The sequence below is a fragment of the Amycolatopsis sp. NPDC114484 genome (assembly GCF_055633755.1).
The window spans coordinates 1-19,487 of record NZ_JBVKDQ010000052.1; the positions used below are offsets into that span (position 1 = coordinate 1).

The 19,487-nt window shown below is 66.9% G+C and carries 20 protein-coding genes; 10 read left to right on the plus strand and 10 right to left on the minus strand.

Annotated features, from left to right (window positions below; all coding sequences use genetic code 11):
* Positions 1–76 precede the first annotated feature (76 nt).
* The 7 genes from ACZ7SW_RS46450 to ACZ7SW_RS46480 form a co-directional block, all read right to left on the minus strand.
* Complete coding sequence (locus ACZ7SW_RS46450; RefSeq protein WP_470236781.1) at positions 77–595, minus strand: hypothetical protein; 519 nt, start codon at positions 593–595, stop codon at positions 77–79.
* On the minus strand, positions 595–1,224 hold the full coding sequence (locus tag ACZ7SW_RS46455) for a DUF3558 domain-containing protein (RefSeq protein ID WP_470236782.1): 630 nt from the start codon (positions 1,222–1,224) through the stop codon (positions 595–597). Before ACZ7SW_RS46455 ends, ACZ7SW_RS46450 begins: the two co-directional genes overlap by 1 nt.
* Positions 1,221–1,658: a hypothetical protein gene (locus ACZ7SW_RS46460; protein WP_470236783.1), complete on the minus strand. Its 438-nt coding sequence runs from the start codon at positions 1,656–1,658 to the stop codon at positions 1,221–1,223. Before ACZ7SW_RS46460 ends, ACZ7SW_RS46455 begins: the two co-directional genes overlap by 4 nt.
* 371 nt (positions 1,659–2,029) lie before the next feature.
* Entirely contained in the window at positions 2,030–2,896 is an 867-nt protein-coding gene (locus ACZ7SW_RS46465; protein WP_470236784.1) for an aldehyde dehydrogenase family protein, read from the minus strand.
* Entirely contained in the window at positions 2,889–4,322 is a 1,434-nt protein-coding gene (locus tag ACZ7SW_RS46470) for an aldehyde dehydrogenase family protein (RefSeq protein WP_470236785.1), read from the minus strand. Before ACZ7SW_RS46470 ends, ACZ7SW_RS46465 begins: the two co-directional genes overlap by 8 nt.
* Before the next feature lies 1 nt (position 4,323).
* Positions 4,324–5,298: a deoxyribose-phosphate aldolase gene (deoC, locus tag ACZ7SW_RS46475; protein WP_470236786.1), complete on the minus strand. Its 975-nt coding sequence runs from the start codon at positions 5,296–5,298 to the stop codon at positions 4,324–4,326.
* A 136-nt stretch (positions 5,299–5,434) separates the two neighbouring features.
* Positions 5,435–6,067, minus strand: a complete 633-nt coding sequence (locus ACZ7SW_RS46480) for a DUF1707 SHOCT-like domain-containing protein (protein WP_470236797.1) — start codon at positions 6,065–6,067, stop codon at positions 5,435–5,437.
* A 105-nt stretch (positions 6,068–6,172) separates the two neighbouring features.
* Between ACZ7SW_RS46480 and ACZ7SW_RS46485 the strand changes: the two genes are divergently transcribed.
* Together ACZ7SW_RS46485 and upp are read left to right on the plus strand one after the other, a co-directional pair.
* Complete coding sequence (locus ACZ7SW_RS46485; protein ID WP_470236787.1) at positions 6,173–6,616, plus strand: protein-tyrosine phosphatase family protein; 444 nt, start codon at positions 6,173–6,175, stop codon at positions 6,614–6,616.
* Between the two features lie 337 nt (positions 6,617–6,953).
* A complete protein-coding gene (gene upp, locus ACZ7SW_RS46490) occupies positions 6,954–7,577 on the plus strand; it encodes a uracil phosphoribosyltransferase (protein WP_116205731.1) in 624 nt (207 codons plus the stop codon).
* Here the strand turns inward: upp and ACZ7SW_RS46495 are convergent.
* Positions 7,570–8,160 carry a TetR/AcrR family transcriptional regulator gene (locus ACZ7SW_RS46495; protein ID WP_470236788.1) on the minus strand — a complete coding sequence of 197 codons (591 nt, stop codon included), beginning with the start codon at positions 8,158–8,160 and terminating at the stop codon, positions 7,570–7,572. The two genes, upp and ACZ7SW_RS46495, sit on opposite strands and share 8 nt — an antisense overlap.
* 95 nt (positions 8,161–8,255) lie before the next feature.
* Between ACZ7SW_RS46495 and ACZ7SW_RS46500 the strand changes: the two genes are divergently transcribed.
* The 8 genes from ACZ7SW_RS46500 to ACZ7SW_RS46535 all read left to right on the plus strand — a co-directional run bounded on the left by ACZ7SW_RS46500 (position 8,256) and on the right by ACZ7SW_RS46535 (position 16,843).
* Entirely contained in the window at positions 8,256–8,657 is a 402-nt protein-coding gene (locus tag ACZ7SW_RS46500; RefSeq protein WP_009072633.1) for a MerR family transcriptional regulator, read from the plus strand.
* Entirely contained in the window at positions 8,654–9,634 is a 981-nt protein-coding gene (locus ACZ7SW_RS46505) for an aldo/keto reductase (protein ID WP_470236789.1), read from the plus strand. Before ACZ7SW_RS46500 ends, ACZ7SW_RS46505 begins: the two co-directional genes overlap by 4 nt.
* A gap of 132 nt (positions 9,635–9,766) precedes the next feature.
* Entirely contained in the window at positions 9,767–11,311 is a 1,545-nt protein-coding gene (locus tag ACZ7SW_RS46510) for an NAD(P)-binding domain-containing protein (RefSeq protein ID WP_470236790.1), read from the plus strand.
* 1 nt (position 11,312) lies between these two features.
* The gene (locus ACZ7SW_RS46515; RefSeq protein ID WP_470236791.1) at positions 11,313–12,338 is read left to right on the plus strand and encodes an alpha-hydroxy acid oxidase; all 1,026 of its coding nucleotides are present in this window, start codon (positions 11,313–11,315) and stop codon (positions 12,336–12,338) included.
* Positions 12,335–13,657 carry a cytochrome P450 gene (locus ACZ7SW_RS46520; protein WP_470236792.1) on the plus strand — a complete coding sequence of 441 codons (1,323 nt, stop codon included), beginning with the start codon at positions 12,335–12,337 and terminating at the stop codon, positions 13,655–13,657. The genes ACZ7SW_RS46515 and ACZ7SW_RS46520 overlap by 4 nt, the downstream gene beginning before the upstream one ends.
* Complete coding sequence (locus ACZ7SW_RS46525; RefSeq protein ID WP_470236793.1) at positions 13,654–14,925, plus strand: cation:proton antiporter; 1,272 nt, start codon at positions 13,654–13,656, stop codon at positions 14,923–14,925. Before ACZ7SW_RS46520 ends, ACZ7SW_RS46525 begins: the two co-directional genes overlap by 4 nt.
* A gap of 92 nt (positions 14,926–15,017) precedes the next feature.
* Positions 15,018–15,665, plus strand: coding sequence for a response regulator transcription factor (locus ACZ7SW_RS46530; protein WP_470236798.1), 648 nt, complete (start codon positions 15,018–15,020; stop codon positions 15,663–15,665).
* On the plus strand, positions 15,662–16,843 hold the full coding sequence (locus tag ACZ7SW_RS46535; protein ID WP_470236794.1) for a sensor histidine kinase: 1,182 nt from the start codon (positions 15,662–15,664) through the stop codon (positions 16,841–16,843). Before ACZ7SW_RS46530 ends, ACZ7SW_RS46535 begins: the two co-directional genes overlap by 4 nt.
* On the opposite strand, the gene ACZ7SW_RS46540 is transcribed toward ACZ7SW_RS46535, so the two are convergent.
* Together ACZ7SW_RS46540 and ACZ7SW_RS46545 are read right to left on the minus strand one after the other, a co-directional pair.
* Positions 16,818–17,510 (minus strand): YczE/YyaS/YitT family protein, encoded by a 693-nt coding sequence (locus tag ACZ7SW_RS46540; protein WP_470236795.1) that lies wholly within the window; start codon positions 17,508–17,510, stop codon positions 16,818–16,820. The genes ACZ7SW_RS46535 and ACZ7SW_RS46540 overlap by 26 nt on opposite strands.
* Positions 17,511–17,533: 23 nt before the next feature.
* Positions 17,534–19,228: an adenine deaminase C-terminal domain-containing protein gene (locus tag ACZ7SW_RS46545; protein WP_470236796.1), complete on the minus strand. Its 1,695-nt coding sequence runs from the start codon at positions 19,226–19,228 to the stop codon at positions 17,534–17,536.
* Positions 19,229–19,487 lie beyond the last annotated feature (259 nt).

The window sequence follows — 19,487 nt, forward strand, 5'->3', positions numbered from 1 at the left end:
TCATCGCTGAGGATCAGCTCGACCTTGGACCGTCCACGACCCGCCATCACCGCATCCTACAATTAGATAGCGGACTTCAGGCGCAGGACACTAGCGCGTTGTAATCGCTGATCTCCCTCTCTGTATCAGTCTCCCAGGGTGAGATCCGGTCGATGAAGTTCAGATGAGGCGGGGCGGGCGGCATCTGCTCCAAGGAAGATCTCATCGCGTCGAACCCGTGCGCGACGTCGGTCAAATTGGATCCGTTGGCACCGTAGATCGCCGCGGACACAGCCGTTGCCTCGGAGAACTGACGGATCCGAGCCTTCGCCGCATCCGCACCCCGGCCGGTCCAGGCAGACTCCAGCCCGGCATTCAACCGGGAAAGTAAATCGCTGGCCTCGTTGTGCTGGCTGGACAGGAAGTTCGCCTGTTCAGCTCCGCCGTGCCAACTGGCCGTTCCCGGTCCTGTCAGGACTTTCTGGACCAGCTCCGGCGCGGGGAGTGCTTCCGGGCCCGCGTCCCCATTCCAGAGCGTCGAGGCGAACTTGCCGAGGTCGTCGACGCGTCCGCCGATCCACTGGCCGGCCTCCTCGATCATCTCGAAAAGGCCCATTACGAACCTGCCCGTTGGCGCAGGTTCGTAGCAACGATTTCGGCGGCTTGCGCGGCGACCCCGCAGGGATCGGCCTTTCCGGTTTTGCTTTCGCCGAGGGTGATCGTTACATCGACAGACAAGTCGTCTGAAGTTCCGAAGCTGACCTGGCACGTACTGTTGAGCCCGATGCCCTCGAAATCGGAGAAGGCGACCGCTGGAAGTCCTTGAATCGGAGGGAGCGGTTGCCAAAACTTCGCTTTCGGCTGACTGTTCTGGTAGACAGCGCTGAGCCCCTGATGATCCTCGGTGACGTACCCCACGCGTACGGCGGCACCGGAATCGATGTTGCTCCAATCGCAAGTCGGGCCGAGGTCTGTCAAATGGCGCGGTTTGCCGGCAGGCGTGGTGGTTATGATGCGACCCACTTGGGGCTCGGTCAGAGCAGTTCGGCAGGGATCTTCGGACAGGACCGATGCGGGCAACGGGTGCTCGACTTTGGGCGCTCCGCTGTGCGGCAATGGGCGGGAGGCCGGTGGTGCGGGATGGGCTGCGCCAGTGGGGGCCGACACTGGATCGTGGGAGCAAGCTGTGGTGAGGATGGCGAACCCGATCGCAGTGATCGTGGCTAGGGCGTGACGGCGGGTCATCCGGCGAGCCCTGTCGCGTTCTTGTCTGATGCGGCGTCTTTCACGGAATCAGCAGCTGATTCTTCGGAATTCTCAGTGATTCCGAGCGCTTCTTCCAGTTTCAGTACCAGTTCGTTGGCGTAAGCATGCAGGCGCTGCGCGTTCGCAATGCCAGCTCCGAACGCCCCGGTCGCAGGCCCGTTGCCGAGCAGTTTCGCCTGGTAGGCATTGCTCGCCACATCGTCTGCGGGAGCAACGAGCCGAAGCAGGGACAGCGAAGTTGTACGCATGTCGCTGAACTGTTCGCGAGCCTGTTTGGCCAGGTTGAGCATGCTCCGGGCGTCGTCGCGGCTCATGGTGAAGCCGGGGCCGGGCGGGGCCGCTCCGGTGTCGGTGATGGTGAAGGTGAAGTCCGGCAACCAGTTCTTACCTGCGTCAGCGGCAGGCTGGTCCATGTCCTCGCCCTCCCCAAGACACGGCGGACATTTCGCGCAACGGTCGGTTCGGTGCCTCGCGGCGCTATTCACCGTAACCGATGGGGCACGATAAGTCGTGGGGGTTGAACGGACTCTCAGGAAATCGGCAACTGATTCGCGAAATTGGGAGAATGTGACTGCGAGAAGGCGAGGCAGCTGCGGAAATCTTTGTGCGAAAAAACGGCGATACGGCTTGCTGGGCGCAGGGCGGTTCACTCTACTCCTTCTTGATCGGCCGCCCAACCTAAGTGCAGGGTCTGCCCGCCGCGCAATTTTTCGGCATGGTGGTAAACAAAGACCGCCGTTCCGGGGTTAACCGGAACGGCGGTCTGGGTGAACTCGGATGGGGGTCAGACGCCGATGGGGTGCCAGACGGTTTTCGCTTCCAGGTACCGCCGGAGGCGGGACAGGTCCGGCTCGGCCGTCCAGTCCGGTTCGGAGTCGGGGACGGACAGGACTCGCTTGACGGTCCCGGCGGCTTCCTGGGCCAGGGTGACGCGATCGGCGGGGGTGGCGCCGGTCGGGTCGAGGGCGTTGACGTCGCCGTGGGAGGCCAGCCACGGGCCCAGTTCCGCGGCGTGGCCGGTGAGGATGTTGGCGACGCCGCCGGGGACGTCGGAGGTGGCCAGGACCTCGGACAGCGTGATGGCGGGCAGCGGGCGGTCCGCGCTGGAGACCAGGACCGCGGTCGAGCCGGTGGCCAGGACGGGCGCCAGGACCGTCACCAGGCCCAGCAGGGACGACTCTTGCGGGGCCAGTACGCCGACTACCCCGGTGGGTTCCGGCGTGGTGAAGGAGAAGTACGGGCCGGCTACCGGGTTGGCGGCGCCGAGGACCGAAGCGATCTTGTCGGTCCAGCCCGCGTACCACACCCAGCGGTCGATGGCGGCATCCACAATGGACTCGGCCTTTTTCGCGGGGACGCCTTCGCAGGCGGCTACCTCGGCGGCGAACTGGGCGCGGCGGCCTTCCAGCACCTCGGCGACACGGTAGAGCACCTGGCCGCGGTTGTATGCAGTTGCCGACGACCAACCGGGGAACGCCTTGCGGGCGGCGGACACCGCGTCGCGCAGATCCTTGCGCGACGCGTGGGCCGCGTTGGCCAGGAAGGAGCCCTTGGCATCGGTGACGGGGTAGACCCGGCCCGATTCCGAGCGCGGGAATTTTCCGCCGAGATAGAGTTTGTAGGTTTTCGCCACCGAAATTCGGTCAGACATTGAGGTAGGCCTCCAAACCGGTGCGCCCGCCTTCGCGGCCGAAACCGGACTCCTGGTAGCCGCCGAACGGGGCGGCGGGGTCGAAGCGATTGAACGTATTGGCCCAGACGACGCCTGCCCGGAGCTGGTTCGCCATCCACAGAATGCGCGAACCCTTCTCGGTCCAGATGCCCGCAGACAGCCCGTACGGCGTGTTGTTCGCCTTCGCCACGGCCTCTTCGGGAGTGCGGAAGGTGAGGACCGACAGCACGGGGCCGAAGATCTCCTCCCGGGCGATCCGCATCGACTGGTGGACTTCGGAGAACACCGTTGGCGCGAAGAAGAAACCGCGGTCGGGCACCGGGCACGGGCTGGTCCAGCGTTGCGCGCCTTCCGCGTCGCCGGATTCGACCAGGCCGCGGATCTTCGCGAGTTGCTCGGCCGAGTTGATGGCGCCGATGTCGGTGTTCTTGTCCAGCGGGTCGCCGAGGCGCAGCGTGGAAACTCGGTAGCGGAGTTTCTCCAGCACCTCTTCGGCTGCCGACTCCTGCACCAGCAGTCGCGAGCCCGCGCAGCAGACGTGGCCCTGGTTGAAGAAGATCCCGTTGACGATCCCCTCCACCGCCTGGTCCAGCGGGGCGTCGTCGAACACCACGTTCGCCGCCTTGCCGCCGAGTTCCAGGGTCAGCTTCTTGCGGGTGCCCGCGACGGTGCGCTGGATCAGCTTGCCGACCTCGGTGGAGCCGGTGAACGCGATCTTGTCGACGTCCGGATGCTCCACAATGGACGCTCCGATGTCGCCCGCGCCGGGCAGGATGTTCACCACGCCCGGCGGCAGCTCCGCCTGCTGGCAGATCTCGGCGAACACCAGCGCGGTCAGCGGTGTGGTCTCGGCGGGCTTGAGCACCACGGTGTTGCCGGTGGCCAGCGCCGGCGCGATCTTCCACGCCAGCATCAGCAGCGGGAAGTTCCACGGGATCACCTGGCCCGCGACGCCGAGCGGTTTCGGGTCCGGGCCGTAGCCCGCGTAATCGAGCTTGTCCGCCCATCCCGCGTGGTAGAAGAAATGCGCGGCCGCGGTGGGCACGTCGGAATCGCGCGACTCCTTGATCGGCTTCCCGTTGTCCAGCGTCTCCAGCACCGCCAGCTCGCGCGAGCGTTCCTGGATCAGCCGCGCGATGCGGAACAGGTACTTCGCCCGTTCCGCGCCCGGCATTTTCGACCAGACCGACGTGTACGCCTTGCGCGCGGCCTTCACCGCGGTGTCCACATCGGACGCCGACGCGGTGCCGACCTCGGCGAGGATCTCCTCGGTGGCCGGGTTGACCGTCTTGAGCGGATCGCCGGAGCCGTCGACGAACTCGCCGTTGATGAACGGCTTGTAATGCTCTTTCAGATTCGCCAGAGCGCGCGATTCCGGAGCGGGCGCGTATTCGAAGATGCCCATGTCAGTCCACCGTCACGTAGTCAGGGCCGCTGTAGTGGCCGTCCACCTGGGTGCGCCGCTGCAGCAGCAGGTCGTTGAGCAGGCTCGACGCGCCGAATCGGAACAGATCCGGCGTGAGCCACTGCTCGCCCGCGACCTCGTGCACGGCGACGAGGTACTTGATCGCGTCCTTCGTCGTCCGGATGCCGCCCGCGGGCTTGACGCCGCGCAGTTCGCCGGTGCGCTCGTGCCAGTCGTGCACCGCCTGCAGCATCACGTGCGTGACCGGCAGCGTCGCGGCGGGCGACACCTTCCCGGTGGACGTCTTGATGAAGTCACCGCCGGCCAGCAATGCCAGCCAGGACGCGCGGCGCACGTTGTCGTACGTCGCCAGCTCGCCCGTTTCGAGGATCACCTTCAGGTGCGCCGAGCCGCAGGCCTCTTTCACCGCGCGGATCTCGTTGAACACCTCCAGGTAGCGGCCTTCGAGGAAGGCGCCGCGGTCGATCACCATGTCGACCTCGTCCGCGCCTGCCTCGACGGCCATCCGGGTGTCGGCCAGCTTGACCTCGCGGCTCGTGCGGCCCGCCGGGAAGCCGGTCGCGACGCTCGCCACCCGAACCCCGCTGCCCGCGAGCGCTTCGACGGCCGTCTCCACCAGGTCCGGGTACACGCACACGGCCGCGACGCGGGGGCAATCCTGCCGCTCGGGGTCCGGCCGCATCGCCTTGGCGGCGAGGCCGCGGACCTTGCCGCGCGTGTCGGCTCCCTCGAGCGTGGTCAGATCGACCATCGACACCGCGGTGTCGATCGCCCACCGCTTGGCTTCCTTCTTGATGCTCCGGGTCGCGAGCCCCGCCGCGCGCTGCTCGACGCCGACCTGGTCGACACCGGGCAGGCCGTGCAGGAACCGCCGCAGGCTCGCTTCGTCGCGAGTGACGTCCGTCAGCGGCGACGGGGTGTCCGGTGCCGCTGCCGGGCTGGTGGTAGCTGTCATACCGCTGAGTGTAGGTGCGCGACAGCAGGCGCCGGAGCGCTCACCGGAATCTGTGGACAGCTGGTCACAGGCTCGCGGTTGTCCACAGCCGCGGGCCGGGGACGGCGGTTTTTGTCGGTGCCGTGTGCAGTCGGGTTCAGGACTCGATCTGCGGCGCGTGCACGTCCTTGGCCGGCTTGCGGTAGACCACGACGCCGCCCCAGAAGCCGAGGCCGTTGATCGTCACGGTCGGGGCGGTCGGCGGCGCGGGCGGCGCGCCGGACTTGTCCTCCAGCAGGAACGCGCCCATGAAGCCGATGCCGGTGACGTTCACGTTGATGTCGTCCGGGACGGTGATCTCGATCCCGCCCATGATCGCGACGGCGGTGATCGTGCAGGACTTCTCCGCGAACCGGGCGCTGCGCAGATCGATCTCGGCACCGCCCCAGAACGCGAAAGTCGTGTGCTGCTGCGGCAGAACCCAGCTGCCCTTGCGCACCGCGCCGGACATCACGCCGATCGACACAGCGGAACCCGGATGCCCGCCGACGCGGTTGTCCGGCAACCCGAGCGCGCGCGAGGGAGCGGCCTGCAGCGAGGCCGAAGCGGTGGTGGCGACCGCGGCGCTGCCGGGCAGGTCGGCGGTCACCGGTTTCAGATCGGCGAACGTTTTCGCCTCGTAGACGCTGGAGAGCCGCTCTTCGAGTTCGTTGATCGTGATGCGGCCTTCGGACAGCGCCTGGTGCAGCACCTGCGCGACCTGCTCCCGATCGGCGTCCGACACGCGCATCTGGTCCGGGCCCGGGGTGGCTGGGTCTTCACTCACCTGGGGCAGCCTAGCCCTGTCGGGTCTGGCTCGGGTCCATCTAACGGTGGATAGGGGGATCATGGCGTGATGGATTCTGCGTTGGTGGGGACTCTCGTGCTTCCGGATGGGGTTCGGCTGCGGGCGCGTGGGCTGGGGAAGCCGAAGCCGGAGGGGCCGGAGCCGGAGTTCGGGCTGTATTTGGGGTCGCGGCGGATGCGGGGGAAGTACGACGGCTCGTTGAGGTGGGAGCGTCGGTGGATTCGGTGGCCGGACTTTTTGCTGCCTCGGGATTGGGAGGGGGCCCGGCGGGAGATTCTGGGGTTGCATGCTCGGGCGGTTGCCGGGGAGGCCGTGGAGGTGGCTTGTCTTGGCGGGGTGGGGCGGACTGGGACTGTGTTGGCTTGTTTGGTGACTGTGGGCGGGGTGGGGCCGGGGGAGGCGGTGGAGTGGGTTCGGGCGGAGCATCATCCGCGGGCGGTGGAGACGCCTTGGCAGCGGCGGTGGGTTCGGTGGTTCGCTGAGTCTCGGTAGGGGGGGCGGGCTCGTCGCCTGGCGGCGACATTGCGCTCGATCCGGCGTGGGGCACCCCGAAGCTTGATTGTGATGACGGTCTTGGGTTGCGGGGGAAGGAGGAAAAGCTGCCTCGAAAACCACCCCAAGACCGCATTTTGGCTTCGTATCGGGGTGCGGGGGTGGTGTGGGTGCCTCGCTGGGTTGGGCGCGCGGGCTGCGGTTCGAGGTGGGGGGTCGTGAGGGGAACCCTGAAGGAATCAGGGGCTGTGAGGGTGGCCCTCACGGAAGTAACCGGGCCCACGAAAGGTCTGGGGAACGAGTGGCGGTCCCGTACTAGGCAGCTAAGTTGTCCGGCATGGATGTGCATGTCGTCGACCACCCGCTGGCCAAGGCTCGTCTCTCGACCATGCGGGACGCTCGGACGGACAGTGCCGCGTTCCGGGCCGCGCTGCATGAGTTGACTGTCATGCTTGTTTATGAAGCCACGCGGGACGCGCCGGTGCGTACCGAGCGCATCCATACTCCGGTCGCGCGGACGGACGCCTATCGGCTGGCCAGTCCGCCGTTGCTGGTGCCGGTCTTGCGGGCCGGGCTTGGCATGGCTGACCAGGCGCACAAGCTCATCCCGGACGCGCAGATGGGGTTCGTCGGGCTCGCTCGCGACGAGGAGACGCTCAAGCCGACTCCGTACCTCGAGTCGCTGCCCGAGTCGCTCGCGGACCGGCCGGTGCTGGTGCTTGATCCGATGCTCGCGACTGGTGGCTCGATGGAGTACACGATCCGGCTGCTCACCGATCGTGGTGCTACCGACGTCACCGCTATCTGTGCGCTCGCCGCGCCGGAGGGGCTGGCGCATCTCGAACAGACCGGGCTGCCGGTCCGGGTGGTCACGTCGAGCATCGACGAGCGGCTCAACGACTCCGGGTTCATCGTGCCGGGGCTCGGGGACGCGGGGGATCGGCAGTACGGCGCTAGGTAAGCCAGCCGGAAGCGTTGGCATGCAAGGCTTTCTCGTACGCGTCGGAAACGCTGAAGCCGTCCGGCAGGCGGCCGGACAGTTCCAGCGACACCAGGCCGTGCACGAAACCCCACAGGCTGACGGTGATCAGTTCCGGTGCGACGTCCTGGAACTGGCCGGACGACACGGCGGCGCGGACCACCCCGGTCAGCGGGGCGAGGGTGGACTGGGCGACCTCGTCGGCCTCGGCGTTGGGTTCGAAGCCGGGCACGGAGCGGCTGAACATGATCGCGTACAGGTGCGGGTCGGCCAGGGCGCTTTCGCGGTAGGCGATGCCTAGCCGCACGAGGTCGGTTACCGCGTCGCCGGACAGGGGGACCGTCGCCAGACGGGCGCCGAAGCGGCGGAAGCCTTCCACGTACAGTGCGTTCACCAGGTCCGGTTTGCTGCCGAACAGCGAGTACACCGCGGTGGTCGACGTGCCGGAGTCGGCGGCCAGTTTTCTCAAGGACAGCGCCTTGGGGCCGTCCGCGGAGATCAGTTCGCCTGCCCGGTCCAGGAGCTTCAGCCGGAGGGTTTCGTCGTGGGTACGGGGGCGAGGCATGTACCCAGCGTAACGCAACGACGTTATAAAACGCGACCGCGACCACCGATTTAAGATTTGACCTGGAGTGCACTCCAGGTCGTAGTGTCAAGCGCATGAGCTACTCGATAGCGGAAGCCGCACGACGTAGCGGCCTGTCGATCGACACCCTCAGGTACTACGAACGGATCAAGCTTCTCGAACCGCCCGCCCGCGATTCGGCGGGGCGGCGCGCCTACTCCGACGAGGACCTGAACTGGCTCGGCTTCCTCACGAAGCTGCGGCTCACCGGGATGCCGATCAAGAGCATGCGCGAGTACGCCTCGCTGCGCCGGCACGGGGTGGCCAGCGCGGGCCGGCGCAAGGCGATCCTCGTGGAGCAGCGGCAGTCGGTCGCCGACCGGATCGCCGAGCTGCAGGGTTGTCTCGACATTCTGGACTACAAGATCGCCAACTACGAGCAAATCGAGCGCAAGGCCTTCGGCGTCGCGCCCGAAATGGAGGGAATTTCCGCGTGATCGGTACGAGGAAGCTCGGCGCACTGGAGGTCGGCGCACAGGGGCTCGGCTGCATGGGGATGAGCTCGGCCTACGGCGTGCGCGACAACGACGGCGAGTCCGTCGCCACGGTGCACCGGGCGCTGGAACTGGGGGTGACCCTCCTCGACACGGCCAACGTGTACGGCGCGGGGGAGAACGAGAAGCTCGTCGGCAAGGCGATCGCCGACCGTCGCGACCAGGTGGTTCTCGCGACGAAGTTCGGCATCGTGCACACCGACGCCGGCATGACCGCGCGTGGTGACGCCGCGTATGTGAAGCAGTGCTGCGACGAATCGCTGCAGCGGCTCGGGATCGACCACATCGACCTCTACTACCAGCACCGCGTCGACCCGAACGTCCCGATCGAGGAGACCTGGGGCGCGCTCGCCGAACTGGTGCAGGCCGGGAAGATCCGTTACGCCGGGATCTCCGAGGCGGGTGCCGACACGATCCGCCGGGCGCACGCGGTGCATCCGGTCACCGCGCTGCAGAGCGAATGGTCGCTGTGGACTCGCGGGATCGAGGACGAAATTCTCGGTACTTGCCGGGAGCTCGGTATCGGAATCGTGCCGTTCTCGCCGCTGGGCCGCGGGTTCCTGACCGGTGCGGTCACGTCGGTGCAGGAGCTGCCCGAGGGCGACATGCGCCGTGGCCTGCCGCGGTTCGCCGAGGACAACCTCGCGCGGAACATGGCGATCGTCGAGGCGCTGCGCGCGCTGGCCGCGGACAAGGGCGTCACCGCGGGGCAGTTGGCGCTCGCCTGGGTGCAGGCCAAGGGGCCGGACGTCGTGCCGATCCCGGGCACGAAGCGGCGGAAGTACCTGGAAGAGAACGTCGGCGCGGCCGAGCTCGAACTGTCCGAAGAGGACATCGCGGCGATCGAGAAGGCCGCTCCGGCCGAGGCGATCGCGGGGGCGCGGTACCCGGAGGCGCTCGCGCGCGTCACGGGCAAGTAGCAGCGCAGCCGGTGCCCCGCTTCCGCCGCGGGGCGCCGGCGTCCCAGGGACTGGGTACGTTCTGAGGGATTTCTGAGATCTTCCGACCACTCTGAGCGCCGTCAGATCAAGGCGAAGCGGGAGGTCGGTTTCATGGCGGACGTGCTGGACTACCTGGTGGTCGGAGCCGGGCCGGCGGGATTGCAGCTCGCGCGGCAGCTGGGCGGGGCCGGGCGCAGCTACCTGGTCCTGGAACGCGGTTCCGTGCCCGCGGCGTTCTTCACGCGCTTTCCCCGGCACCGCACGCTCATCTCGGTCAACAAGAAGTACACCGGCTGGACCGACCCCGAGCTGAACCTCCGGGTCGACTGGAACTCGCTGCTCGACGACGGGCCGGATCCGCTGGTCTTCACCGACTACAGCGCCGAGATGTTCCCGCCCGCGGAGGCGTTGCTGAGCTACGCCGCCGATTACGCGGCGAAACACGACCTCAAAATTCGCTACGACACCGAGGTTACGCGAATTTCGCGGGCGGACGACGTCTTCGCGGTCACCGCCGCCGACGGGGAAAAGTTCAGTGCGCGGCGGCTGGTCATGGCAACCGGCGTGACCAAGCCGTATGTCCCGGATGTGCCGGGCATGGAACTGGTCGACCAGTACGCCGATTACGACACCGATCCGGAGCAGTTCATCAACCAGCGTGTTCTCGTGCTGGGCAAGGGAAACTCCGCGTTCGAGACGGCGGACAGCCTTAACGCGTTCGCCGCGGTGCTGCACGTGGCCGGTCCGCGACCGATCAAGCTCGCGTGGCGCACGCACTTCGTCGGACACCTCCGCGCGTTCAACGCCGGCGTGCTCGACATGTATCAACTCAAGCTGCAGCACGCGATTCTCGACGGTGACGTCCGTGAGATCACCAAGGACGACGACGGATACCACGTCAAATTCGCTTTCGCTCGCGCCAATGAACTCGTCAAGGAGATTCGCTACGACCGGGTCATCGCGGCGACCGGATTCCGGTTCGACGCCTCGATGTTCGACGAGGACTGCCGTCCGGAGATGGCGATCAACGACCGGTTCCCGGCACAGACGTCGTCGTGGGAATCGGTGAACGTGCCGGGACTCTACTTCGCCGGGACGATCACTCAGGCCCGCGATTTCAAGAAGGCCACCAGCGCGTTCATCCACGGCTACCGCTACGGCGTGCGTGCGCTTTCCAAGATTCTCGACGAGCGCTACCACGACACCGAATGGCCGAGCACGGTGGTGGCGGGCAAAACCAGCGAACTGGTCGACGCGGTCATCCAGCGGATCAACCGGACTTCCGCGCTGTACCAGCAGTTCGGCTTCCTCGCCGACGTCCTCGTGGTCGACGGCGACCAGGCCCGCTACTACGAGGAAGTCCCGGTCGATCGGTTCAAGGACACCGCGTTAGGGGAGAGCGCCAACGCGTTCGTGATCACCCTCGACTACGGGCCGGACCACGACAAGATCGATCCGTTCGACTTCACCGTCACGCGGGCGAGCCAGGACGTCGCGAACGATTCCGGCGAAGGGCATTACCTGCACCCGATCGTCCGGCATTACCAGGGCGGCGAATTGGTCGCGACCCATCACGTCACCGAGAACCTCGAAAACGAGTGGAACCGACCGGTGCACGTCGACGCGTTGACGGCCTTCTTCACCAAGCAGCTCTGACATGCGCACGATCGCGGAGCTGGAAGCCATCGCGCGGGAACGGATGGAACCAGCGCACTACGACTATTACGCCGGTGGGGCGGGCGAGGAAGCCACCTTGCTCGCCAACGAAGAAGAATTCCGCCGCCGGGTGCTCGTGCCACGAGTACTGCGCGGAGTCGGTAAACGCGATCTGTCGGTGGAAATCGCGGGATCGCCGTTGTCGATGCCGATCTTGGTGTGCCCGACGGCGTTCCACCGGCTGGCGCATTCGGACGGAGAACTCGCGACCGCGCAAGCCACTGCGGAGGCCGGCACCGTCTTCGTCTGCAGTATGGCCTCGACGACGGCAGTCGAGGACGTCGCCAAGGTCGCTGACGTGCTGTGGTTCCAACTGTATTCGCAATCAGACCGGGAGTTCACCGAAGCGGTCGTCAGCCGGGCGGTGAACGCGGGAGCGCGGGCGTTGGTGGTGACGGTCGATTCCGCGATTCACGGACGGCGGGAACGCGATCACCGCAACGGTTTCCTCGATCTCCCGCCCGGGCTGGCCGCGGAGAACCTGCGCGACGCCACCGGCCACGTGCGGGACATCGAGATGCCCGTCGACCTGACCTGGGACGATCTCAGCTGGCTGCGCGAAATCGCGAAAATTCCGATCTTGCTCAAGGGCGTGGTGCACCCGGAGGACGCCCGTCGGGCGGTGGCAGCTGGAATCGATGGGATTTTCGTGTCCAACCACGGCGGACGGCAACTCGACGGCGCGATTTCGAGTCTGGCCGCGCTGCCGGAAATAGTGTCCGTTGTAGACGGTCAGGTCCCGTTGATCCTCGACGGAGGCGCGCGAAGCGGCGCGGACGTCGTCAAGGCGCTCGCCCTCGGCGCGGACGCGGTCGGCGTGGGCAGGCCGGTGCTGTGGGGGCTCGCCGCGGCGGGGCAGGAAGGGGTCGCCGAAGTGCTGGAACGGTTGCGCGAGGAGACGGACACCGCGCTCGGGCTTTGCGGGGCACGGACTCCTGGGGAGCTGACCTCGGACCTGGTCCGATGAAACGTCTCGTGCTCGCCGGGGCGGCCGGGCTCGTCGCGACCCTGCCGAGGTGGCTGCCGGGCCGGGTCGTCGCGATGCGGAACCGGATCTTCGCGCTGGTCAACGGGGACGAGGGGTACCAGGTTCCGGTCGAGGACTTCCGCCGGGTGTACGCCGATCCGGCGGCCGACGGACGCAGCGAGGGCGCCGCGCTGTCCGACCTGTTCTGGTACTGGCTCGCGCCCGGACCACAGGTGCACCAGGAACATCTGGAGCCGGGCCCGCGCTACGACGAGGTCGCCAAAACGACCCGGAACATCCTGGTCAAGTCCAAAGCCGAATCGCAGGCGCTGACCGAGCGGGTCGCCGCGCGTGTGCTCGACCGGGTCGAAACCGGCCCGGGACGGCTGCTTCGGCTACGCGACGAGATGATGCCGGTCTGGGCCGAGCTGTACTACGAGCTGGTGTTCGGGGAGGAGTGCCCGCCGGAGGCTCGGGACCTGATCGTCGGGCACGCCGACGACGTCGTGTCCGCGCTGAAGTGCGTACGCCCGCGCAACATGCGCCGCCGGGCCCGGCTCACGGCGCACCTGCGCCGCCGGCTCGACGACGTGCCGCATCCGCTGCCGTCCCGGCTCACCCGCGAGGAGCAGGTGTTCTACCTGCAAGGGACGTTCTTCAACACCGCGGTCGTGCAGATGTCCGAGGCGATGGCGCACCTGCTGATGGTGCTCGCCGAACATCCGCGGGTGCAGCGCAGGCTCGCGGAAAACCCGGACGACGACGAGTATTTCGACCGCGTGCTGGACGAATGTCTGCGCACGTACCCGCTGTTCGGCATCGCGCATCGCATCACCACCGGCGACATCGAACTGGCCGACCGGACCATCGACGCGGGCACCGTGCTGCTGTTCAGCTACCCGGAGTTCCACCACGCCGGAGTGGACCGTCCGGAGGAATTCGACCCGGAGCGCGGGGCCGGTTGCCCCGCACACCAGCAGAGAAATTTCTTGCCGTTCGGCGTCGCGCAGAACCGGCCGTGCCCCGCGCGCGGCCTCGCCCCGGTGACGATGCGAGTGGTCACCAGGGAATTCCTGCGCCGGTTCGCGCTCGCCACGAGCGCCGCGCACACCCGCTCGATCCCCAATCGCGGACCGGTTTTCGCCACCCCTCGCGGATCGCGGCGAAATCCCCGGATCGCACTGGCCTACCTGGCGGTGCGCGATCGCTGGGAAGACGTGTGGCGCAGCCTCGCGCAGCTGGTCTTCGGCACCTACATGGTGCTTGACGCGCGCCGGCTTCGGTTGTGCACCAAACACTTCCAAGGAGGAACCCGATGAGTGCCGTAGAAGCCGCACCCGCGTTTTTCCTGGCGGCCGTGGTGATCCTGGTGTCCTGCCGGGCGGTGAACGCGCTCGCCGTGCGGCTCGGGCAGCCGCCGGTGGTGGGCGAGATGGTCACCGGCGTGCTGCTGGGCCCGTCGCTGCTCGGGCTCCTGCTGCCGGTCGTGCAGGAATGGCTGTTCCCGGACTCGGTGCGCACGCTGCTCTACCTCGGCGGCCAGATCGGGCTCGTCATCTACATGTTCGGCGCGGGCTACGAATTTCGGCTGAGCGCCCTGAAGGAAGGGAGGAAAACCGTCGCGGCGGTCTCCGCCGCGGGCACAGTCGTGCCGCTCGCGCTCGGCGTGGGGGTGAGCGTGCTCGGCGCGAACTGGGCCGGAATCCTGAAACCCGGGGTGTCGCCGGTGGTTTCGGCGGCGTTCGTCGCCGTGGCGCTCGCGATCACGGCGTTCCCGATGATGGCCCGGATCATCACCGAACGCGGCTTGGGCAACACCCGATTCGGCTCGCTCGCGCTGGCCTGCGGTGCCCTCGACGACGTGCTCGCCTGGATCCTGCTGGCCGTCGTGCTCGGCATGCACGCCGGCACGGCCGGTCCGATCGCGCTGGCCATCGGCGGCGGAGTGCTGTTCGTCCTGCTGGTGTGGCTGGTCGTCCGCCGGATCGTGGCCCGGGTGATGGACAACCCGCGCGTGCCGGTGGATCAGCGGATGCTCGTCACCGCCATGTTCCTGTTCGGTGCCGCGTGGTTCACCGACGTCATCGGCCTGTACGCGGTTTTCGGCGCGTTCATGCTCGGGCTGGTGTTCCCTCGCGGCGAAGCGTCCGACGCGGTGCTCGCGCGGATCATGCCGGTCGGCCGCGTCGTGTTCCTGCCGCTGTTTTTCACCTATTCCGGCCTCAACACGCGATTCGCGCTGCTCGCCGACCCGAAGCTGCTGCTGTTCGCGCTGGTCTGCATCGCGGTCGCGGTGGTCGGCAAACTCGGTGCCTCGTGGGGCGCGGCGAGGATGACCGGTGAACCGCAACCGATCGCGTTGCGGATCGGAGTGCTGGTGAACGCGCGCGGACTGATGCAATTGGTGGCATTGAACGTTGGGCTGTCCGCCGGAATCGTTTCGCCCGCTCTGTTCACCGTGCTGGTGCTCGTCGCGCTCGTCACCACGATCATGACCTCGCCGCTGCTCGGCTGGCTGGACAAACGCGACGCCCGCCGGTACTCCGACGGCGAAATGCCCGAATTTCTCCTGACCGGGCGAAGCTGAGCGATTGCCTACGAAAGTCGAGGGTCGGATGGCCGGATCACTGCGAGTATGGACCTGTGCACGATGAGGCAGAGACCCCGGCGGCTTCCCGGGTGCTCCTGGTCGAGGACGATCGCGATCTCGCCGGGATGCTCGTCGAATTGCTCGCCGGAGAAGGTTACGAAACCGAAGTGGCCCACGACGGCCAGCGCGGCCTGCACCTCGGGCTCACCGGAAGGCACGCGGTGGTGATTCTCGACCGGCGGCTGCCGGTGGTCGACGGCCTCTCGGTGCTGGCGCAGCTGCGCCGCCGGGCGGTGCCCGCGCGGGTGCTGGTGCTCTCCGCGCTGGGCGAGCTGGCCGACCGGGTGTACGGTCTCGACACCGGGGCGGACGACTATCTGGTGAAACCGTTCGAGACCGACGAGCTGCTCGCCCGGGTGCGTGCGTTGTGCCGCCGCGACGAGGAGCACGCCGAGTCCCTCCCGCTCGGCGCGGCGGCGCTGGACCTGCAACGGCACGAGGTCGTACTGCCGCGCGGCGAGCGGGTGACCCTGTCCGGACGCGAGTTCGAGCTGTTGCGCACGCTCGCCCAACGGCCCAAAGCGATCCACCCGCGGGCGTCCCTTCGCGCGGGAGTGTTCACCGAATCCGCTGCGGAGTCCATTGTGGACACCTATGTGTACTACCTGCGGCGAAAGCTGGGACGAGGCGTGGTGAAGACGGTGCACGGCCTTGGCTACCAGATCGGGGCGGTGTGACCACCGTCGTCGCCCCGGAGGCGCGGGCGCTGCGGCGCGCGCGGCGGACCATCGCGGGCCAGATCGCCGTGGTGATCACGATGGTCGTGCTCGCCGCGGGCGTGATCGCGTACTGGGTGCTCCTGCGCGGACAGTCCGCGGAGACCGAGCGGCAGCTGGAATTCGCTTTGGGGCACGGGCTTTCCGCGACCCCGCCCGGCTGCACCTACCTGGTGACGCCCGAGGGGCACGCGCCTGCCGGGCGGCTCCCGTTCACGCTCCCGCCGGTGCCGCAAGTGCCGCGCGACGGTGACGTGGTGACCGAAGAACGCGTGCTCGACGGCGCGACGTACACCATCCGCACGGTGAACCGCGGCGGGGAAATCTGGCAGGCGTACTTCAACGAGCATTACCTGATATCCGACCGCGAGCAGCTGTTGTTAGGGCTCGGGGTGGCCGAGCTGGCGGTGCTGATCGTGTCGGTGCTCAGCGGGTACCTGCTGGCCGGGCGGGCGATCCGGCCTCTTGGCGAGGCGTTGCGCCGGCAACGGACGTTCGTCGCCGACGCGTCCCACGAGCTGCGTGCGCCGTTGACCCGGTTGCACACCCGCACTCAGCTGCTGGCCCGGCGCGGCGGTGCGGGACCCGCCGAGTTGCGGACCCTGGTCGCGGGCACCCGCGAACTGGGTGCGGTGGTCGATGATTTGCTGTTGTCCGCGCAGGCCTGTTCCGAGCGGCCGCGGCTGGAGCCGGTGCAGCTGGCGGTACTGGCGGAACAGGCCGTGGCGGCGGAATCGGTCCGCGCGAACGACCGGCAGGTGGACCTCCGGCTGAGTCGTTCACCGGGGCTGGAGGACGTGGTGCCGGGCGTGCCGACGGCGTTGCGCCGGGTGCTGTCCGCCTTGCTGGACAACGCGATCGGGCACACGCCGCCGGGTGGGTCGATCGAGGTGATTCTCGCCAACCCGGACGCCCGGCACGTCGAACTGCGCGTGTGCGACACCGGAACCGGCTTCCCGCAGCATGAAGCCGAACGGCTTTTCGAACGTTTCGCCCACGGCGCGCACGGCGAGGGCCGCCGGTTCGGATTGGGGCTGGCGCTGGTGCAGGAAGTCGTGACCGGACACGGCGGGACCATCGCCGCGTTCGGAAAGCCCGGTGTCGGCGCGACGTTCACGTTGCGCTTCCAACGGGCTTGAGCTTTCGTGCCTGGAACTTCTTGTACAGGAAGAAATAGAGCTTGATGTACTGACCGACCAGGACGGCGTTGATGATCGTGCCCTCCCGGATGAAATGCGGTCCGCCGAGGAAGATCAGCCCGAGGCCCGCCGAGATGGCCAGCAGCGTGCAATCGAAGACGGTCTTGATGTTCCCCCACTTGCGGCCGGTCTTCTTTTGCAGCGTGTTGACGAACAGGTCGATCGGCATCAGCACCAGATTGGCGCGGATCATCAGGAAGAGCCCGAACGCCAGCATCGCGTCGGCGAGGAACAGCAACGCGAGATTCGCCGCGTAAGGCCCGAGGGAGATCCACTTCGTCGCCATCAGGTTGAAGTCGAGCAGCGCGGCCAGAATCAGTGCCGGGACCAGCGAGAACAGGTTTTGGAGCTTGAACGCCCTTGGCAGCACCAGGAAAGTCAGGGCGAGCATGAGCACTTCGAGCATGAGATTGAACGTGCCCTGGCTGAGCGGCGGGAGCACGAGCGTCATCGTGCGGGTCAGGCTGCTTTGCGGGGAGATGCCGATCCCGGCCCGGATGGCCAGGCCGAGACCGAGCGTCAGCAGATAGATGCCGGCGATGTAGGTGATCCACCGCCGAACCACGTTTCCGTTGTCGATTACTCCCGCGTCTTTGTCGTAAGGCACGACCGCGACCTCCTCGTTGAGGGTTACTTCATGAATCCGAAACGGTCGAGCGAGATGAACAGGGTAAGAAGCTTGTTGACGACGGGTTCGCCCTCGTTGTGGTTGCCCAGCTTCTCGAGCGCGGTGTCGACCGAGCGGGTCGCGTCGACGAGTTCGGCGAGGTTCATGTCGGCCATCACGCCGTAGAACTCCAGCGGCAGACAGGCTTTCGTCTCACCGTCTTCGGTCACAATGCAGCCGCCGACGAGAGTGTCCAACTGCTTGAGGTTGGCGCACATTTCCGCGCTGTCGCTGCCGACGCTCACGAAGTAAGCGGACGGGGCGGGCCAGAACGTCGACACCGCGCCGCGGTCGAGCGACACGCCCTTGAACAACCCGGTGACGATGTGCCGGTCGCCGGAGGCGTACCGCTGCACGACCGAAATCCGGTTGAGCCGCTCGCCTTCGTACTCGGGCACGACCGCGCCGTCGCGGAAAGGCACCCAGATCTGTTGGGCGAATTTGAGATGTCCGCGTCCGTAGACGTCGAAAAGCAGCACCTTCGCCTGGTCGCCGTCCGGTGAGATTTCGATCGGCGTCAGGTCGAGTTGCTCGGCGGTCAGTTCGGCGAGGCCCTGCTTCGGTTCCTTGGCCAGGCTGGAGTAATCGATGCCGACGCGGTTGAGCAGCTTGCGGTCGCGGGCGACCAGTTCGCCGCCCTTGAACACATACCGCGGATTGATCTTGGCGAGACTGTCGGTGAGCACGATGTCGGCGAAGCGACCCGGGCTGAGCGAACCGAGATCGCGGTCCTTGCGGAACGAGCGGGCGGCGTACAGGGTGCCCATTTTGATCGCCTGGATCGGCGGCATTCCCATTTCGATCGCCAGCGAGATGACCCAGTCGATATGGCCCTGCCGCAGGACGCGGTCCACCGAGATGTTGTCGGCGCAGAGCTGGAAGTTCTCCGCGGGCCAGCGCCGTTTCACGATGGCGCGCAACATGGTCCGGATGACCTCTGGACTTCCGACGCCGAACTTGATCTGCGTGTTCAGGCCGTAGCGGACGCTCTTTTCGATGTCGTCCTCGTTCCAGACGTCGTGATTGTTGTCGACGCCGATCGCGGGCATGTAGTTCAGCAGCATGTCCGACAGCGCCGTGACGCCCCAGTGGCAGTTCACGAATCCGGAATTCGCGCGGCCCAGCGCGGACTTGCGGAAGTCGTCGGCGTCCCCGGTCATGTAGGACAGGTGAGCCAGTTCGCCCAGCCCGATCACCGGATCCATCTTCAACATGGCCTCGGTGACGTCCGTCGAGGTCTTCTTCCCCGGCGCGAACGCGTAGAGCCGGTACGGCAGCTTTTCGTGGTCAGCGAACAAAGTCCGGACAGCTTCCACCGCCTCGTCCCCGGCCGCGCTGGCGAAGTCGAGGGTTTCCCCGAAGACCGTGGTCGTTCCACTCGGGACGATCGCCTCGCCGAACGTCGCCGGATGCGCGAGCTGCGATTCGAAATGCAGATGCGCGTCGATCAATCCGGGGATCGCGTAAAGCCCTTCTCCGTCGAAGACCTCGCGTACCCGCACGACCGACTCGTCGGGGTTCAGCGCGACGATCCGCTGCCGGTAAACGAGAAGCGAGCCGGGATAGACACTTTCCGTGTGCACGTCGACGATGTGGAGATTGCGCAGCAGCAGGTCCGCTTCCTGCTCGCCGGCGAGAATGCCGAAGATCGTCCGCACGTGATCTTCTTGCGCGGCAACGTCTTCGGCCGGGATCGGGGGATACGTCGTCGGATCCTGCACAGTGTCCTCACTTCGCTGTCGTTGGTGCACTGATAGAACCCGGCGCGCGCCGTTGCTGACAAGCATTCATTTTCGTACGACATGTACTCTTTTTTCGTACGCTAAGAGCGTGTCTCACTTGGATGGCGGTTGAGGTGCGAGCATGATCATGACTTGTGATGGACGAGTTGTCGCGACGATTGGTGCCCGACGAGTT

Bases quoted from the DNA above. Each gene is read 5' to 3' on its own strand.
- ACZ7SW_RS46450 (WP_470236781.1), bottom strand. From the start codon at position 595: ATGGGCCTTTTCGAGATGATCGAGGAGGCCGGCCAGTGGATCGGCGGA.
- ACZ7SW_RS46455 (WP_470236782.1), bottom strand. From the start codon at position 1,224: ATGACCCGCCGTCACGCCCTAGCCACGATCACTGCGATCGGGTTCGCC.
- ACZ7SW_RS46460 (WP_470236783.1), bottom strand. From the start codon at position 1,658: ATGGACCAGCCTGCCGCTGACGCAGGTAAGAACTGGTTGCCGGACTTC.
- ACZ7SW_RS46465 (WP_470236784.1), bottom strand. From the start codon at position 2,896: ATGTCTGACCGAATTTCGGTGGCGAAAACCTACAAACTCTATCTCGGC.
- ACZ7SW_RS46470 (WP_470236785.1), bottom strand. From the start codon at position 4,322: ATGGGCATCTTCGAATACGCGCCCGCTCCGGAATCGCGCGCTCTGGCG.
- deoC (WP_470236786.1), bottom strand. From the start codon at position 5,298: ATGACAGCTACCACCAGCCCGGCAGCGGCACCGGACACCCCGTCGCCG.
- ACZ7SW_RS46480 (WP_470236797.1), bottom strand. From the start codon at position 6,067: ATGCGCGTGTCGGACGCCGATCGGGAGCAGGTCGCGCAGGTGCTGCAC.
- ACZ7SW_RS46485 (WP_470236787.1), top strand. From the start codon at position 6,173: ATGGATTCTGCGTTGGTGGGGACTCTCGTGCTTCCGGATGGGGTTCGG.
- upp (WP_116205731.1), top strand. From the start codon at position 6,954: ATGGATGTGCATGTCGTCGACCACCCGCTGGCCAAGGCTCGTCTCTCG.
- ACZ7SW_RS46495 (WP_470236788.1), bottom strand. From the start codon at position 8,160: ATGCCTCGCCCCCGTACCCACGACGAAACCCTCCGGCTGAAGCTCCTG.
- ACZ7SW_RS46500 (WP_009072633.1), top strand. From the start codon at position 8,256: ATGAGCTACTCGATAGCGGAAGCCGCACGACGTAGCGGCCTGTCGATC.
- ACZ7SW_RS46510 (WP_470236790.1), top strand. From the start codon at position 9,767: ATGGCGGACGTGCTGGACTACCTGGTGGTCGGAGCCGGGCCGGCGGGA.
- ACZ7SW_RS46515 (WP_470236791.1), top strand. From the start codon at position 11,313: ATGCGCACGATCGCGGAGCTGGAAGCCATCGCGCGGGAACGGATGGAA.
- ACZ7SW_RS46520 (WP_470236792.1), top strand. From the start codon at position 12,335: ATGAAACGTCTCGTGCTCGCCGGGGCGGCCGGGCTCGTCGCGACCCTG.
- ACZ7SW_RS46525 (WP_470236793.1), top strand. From the start codon at position 13,654: ATGAGTGCCGTAGAAGCCGCACCCGCGTTTTTCCTGGCGGCCGTGGTG.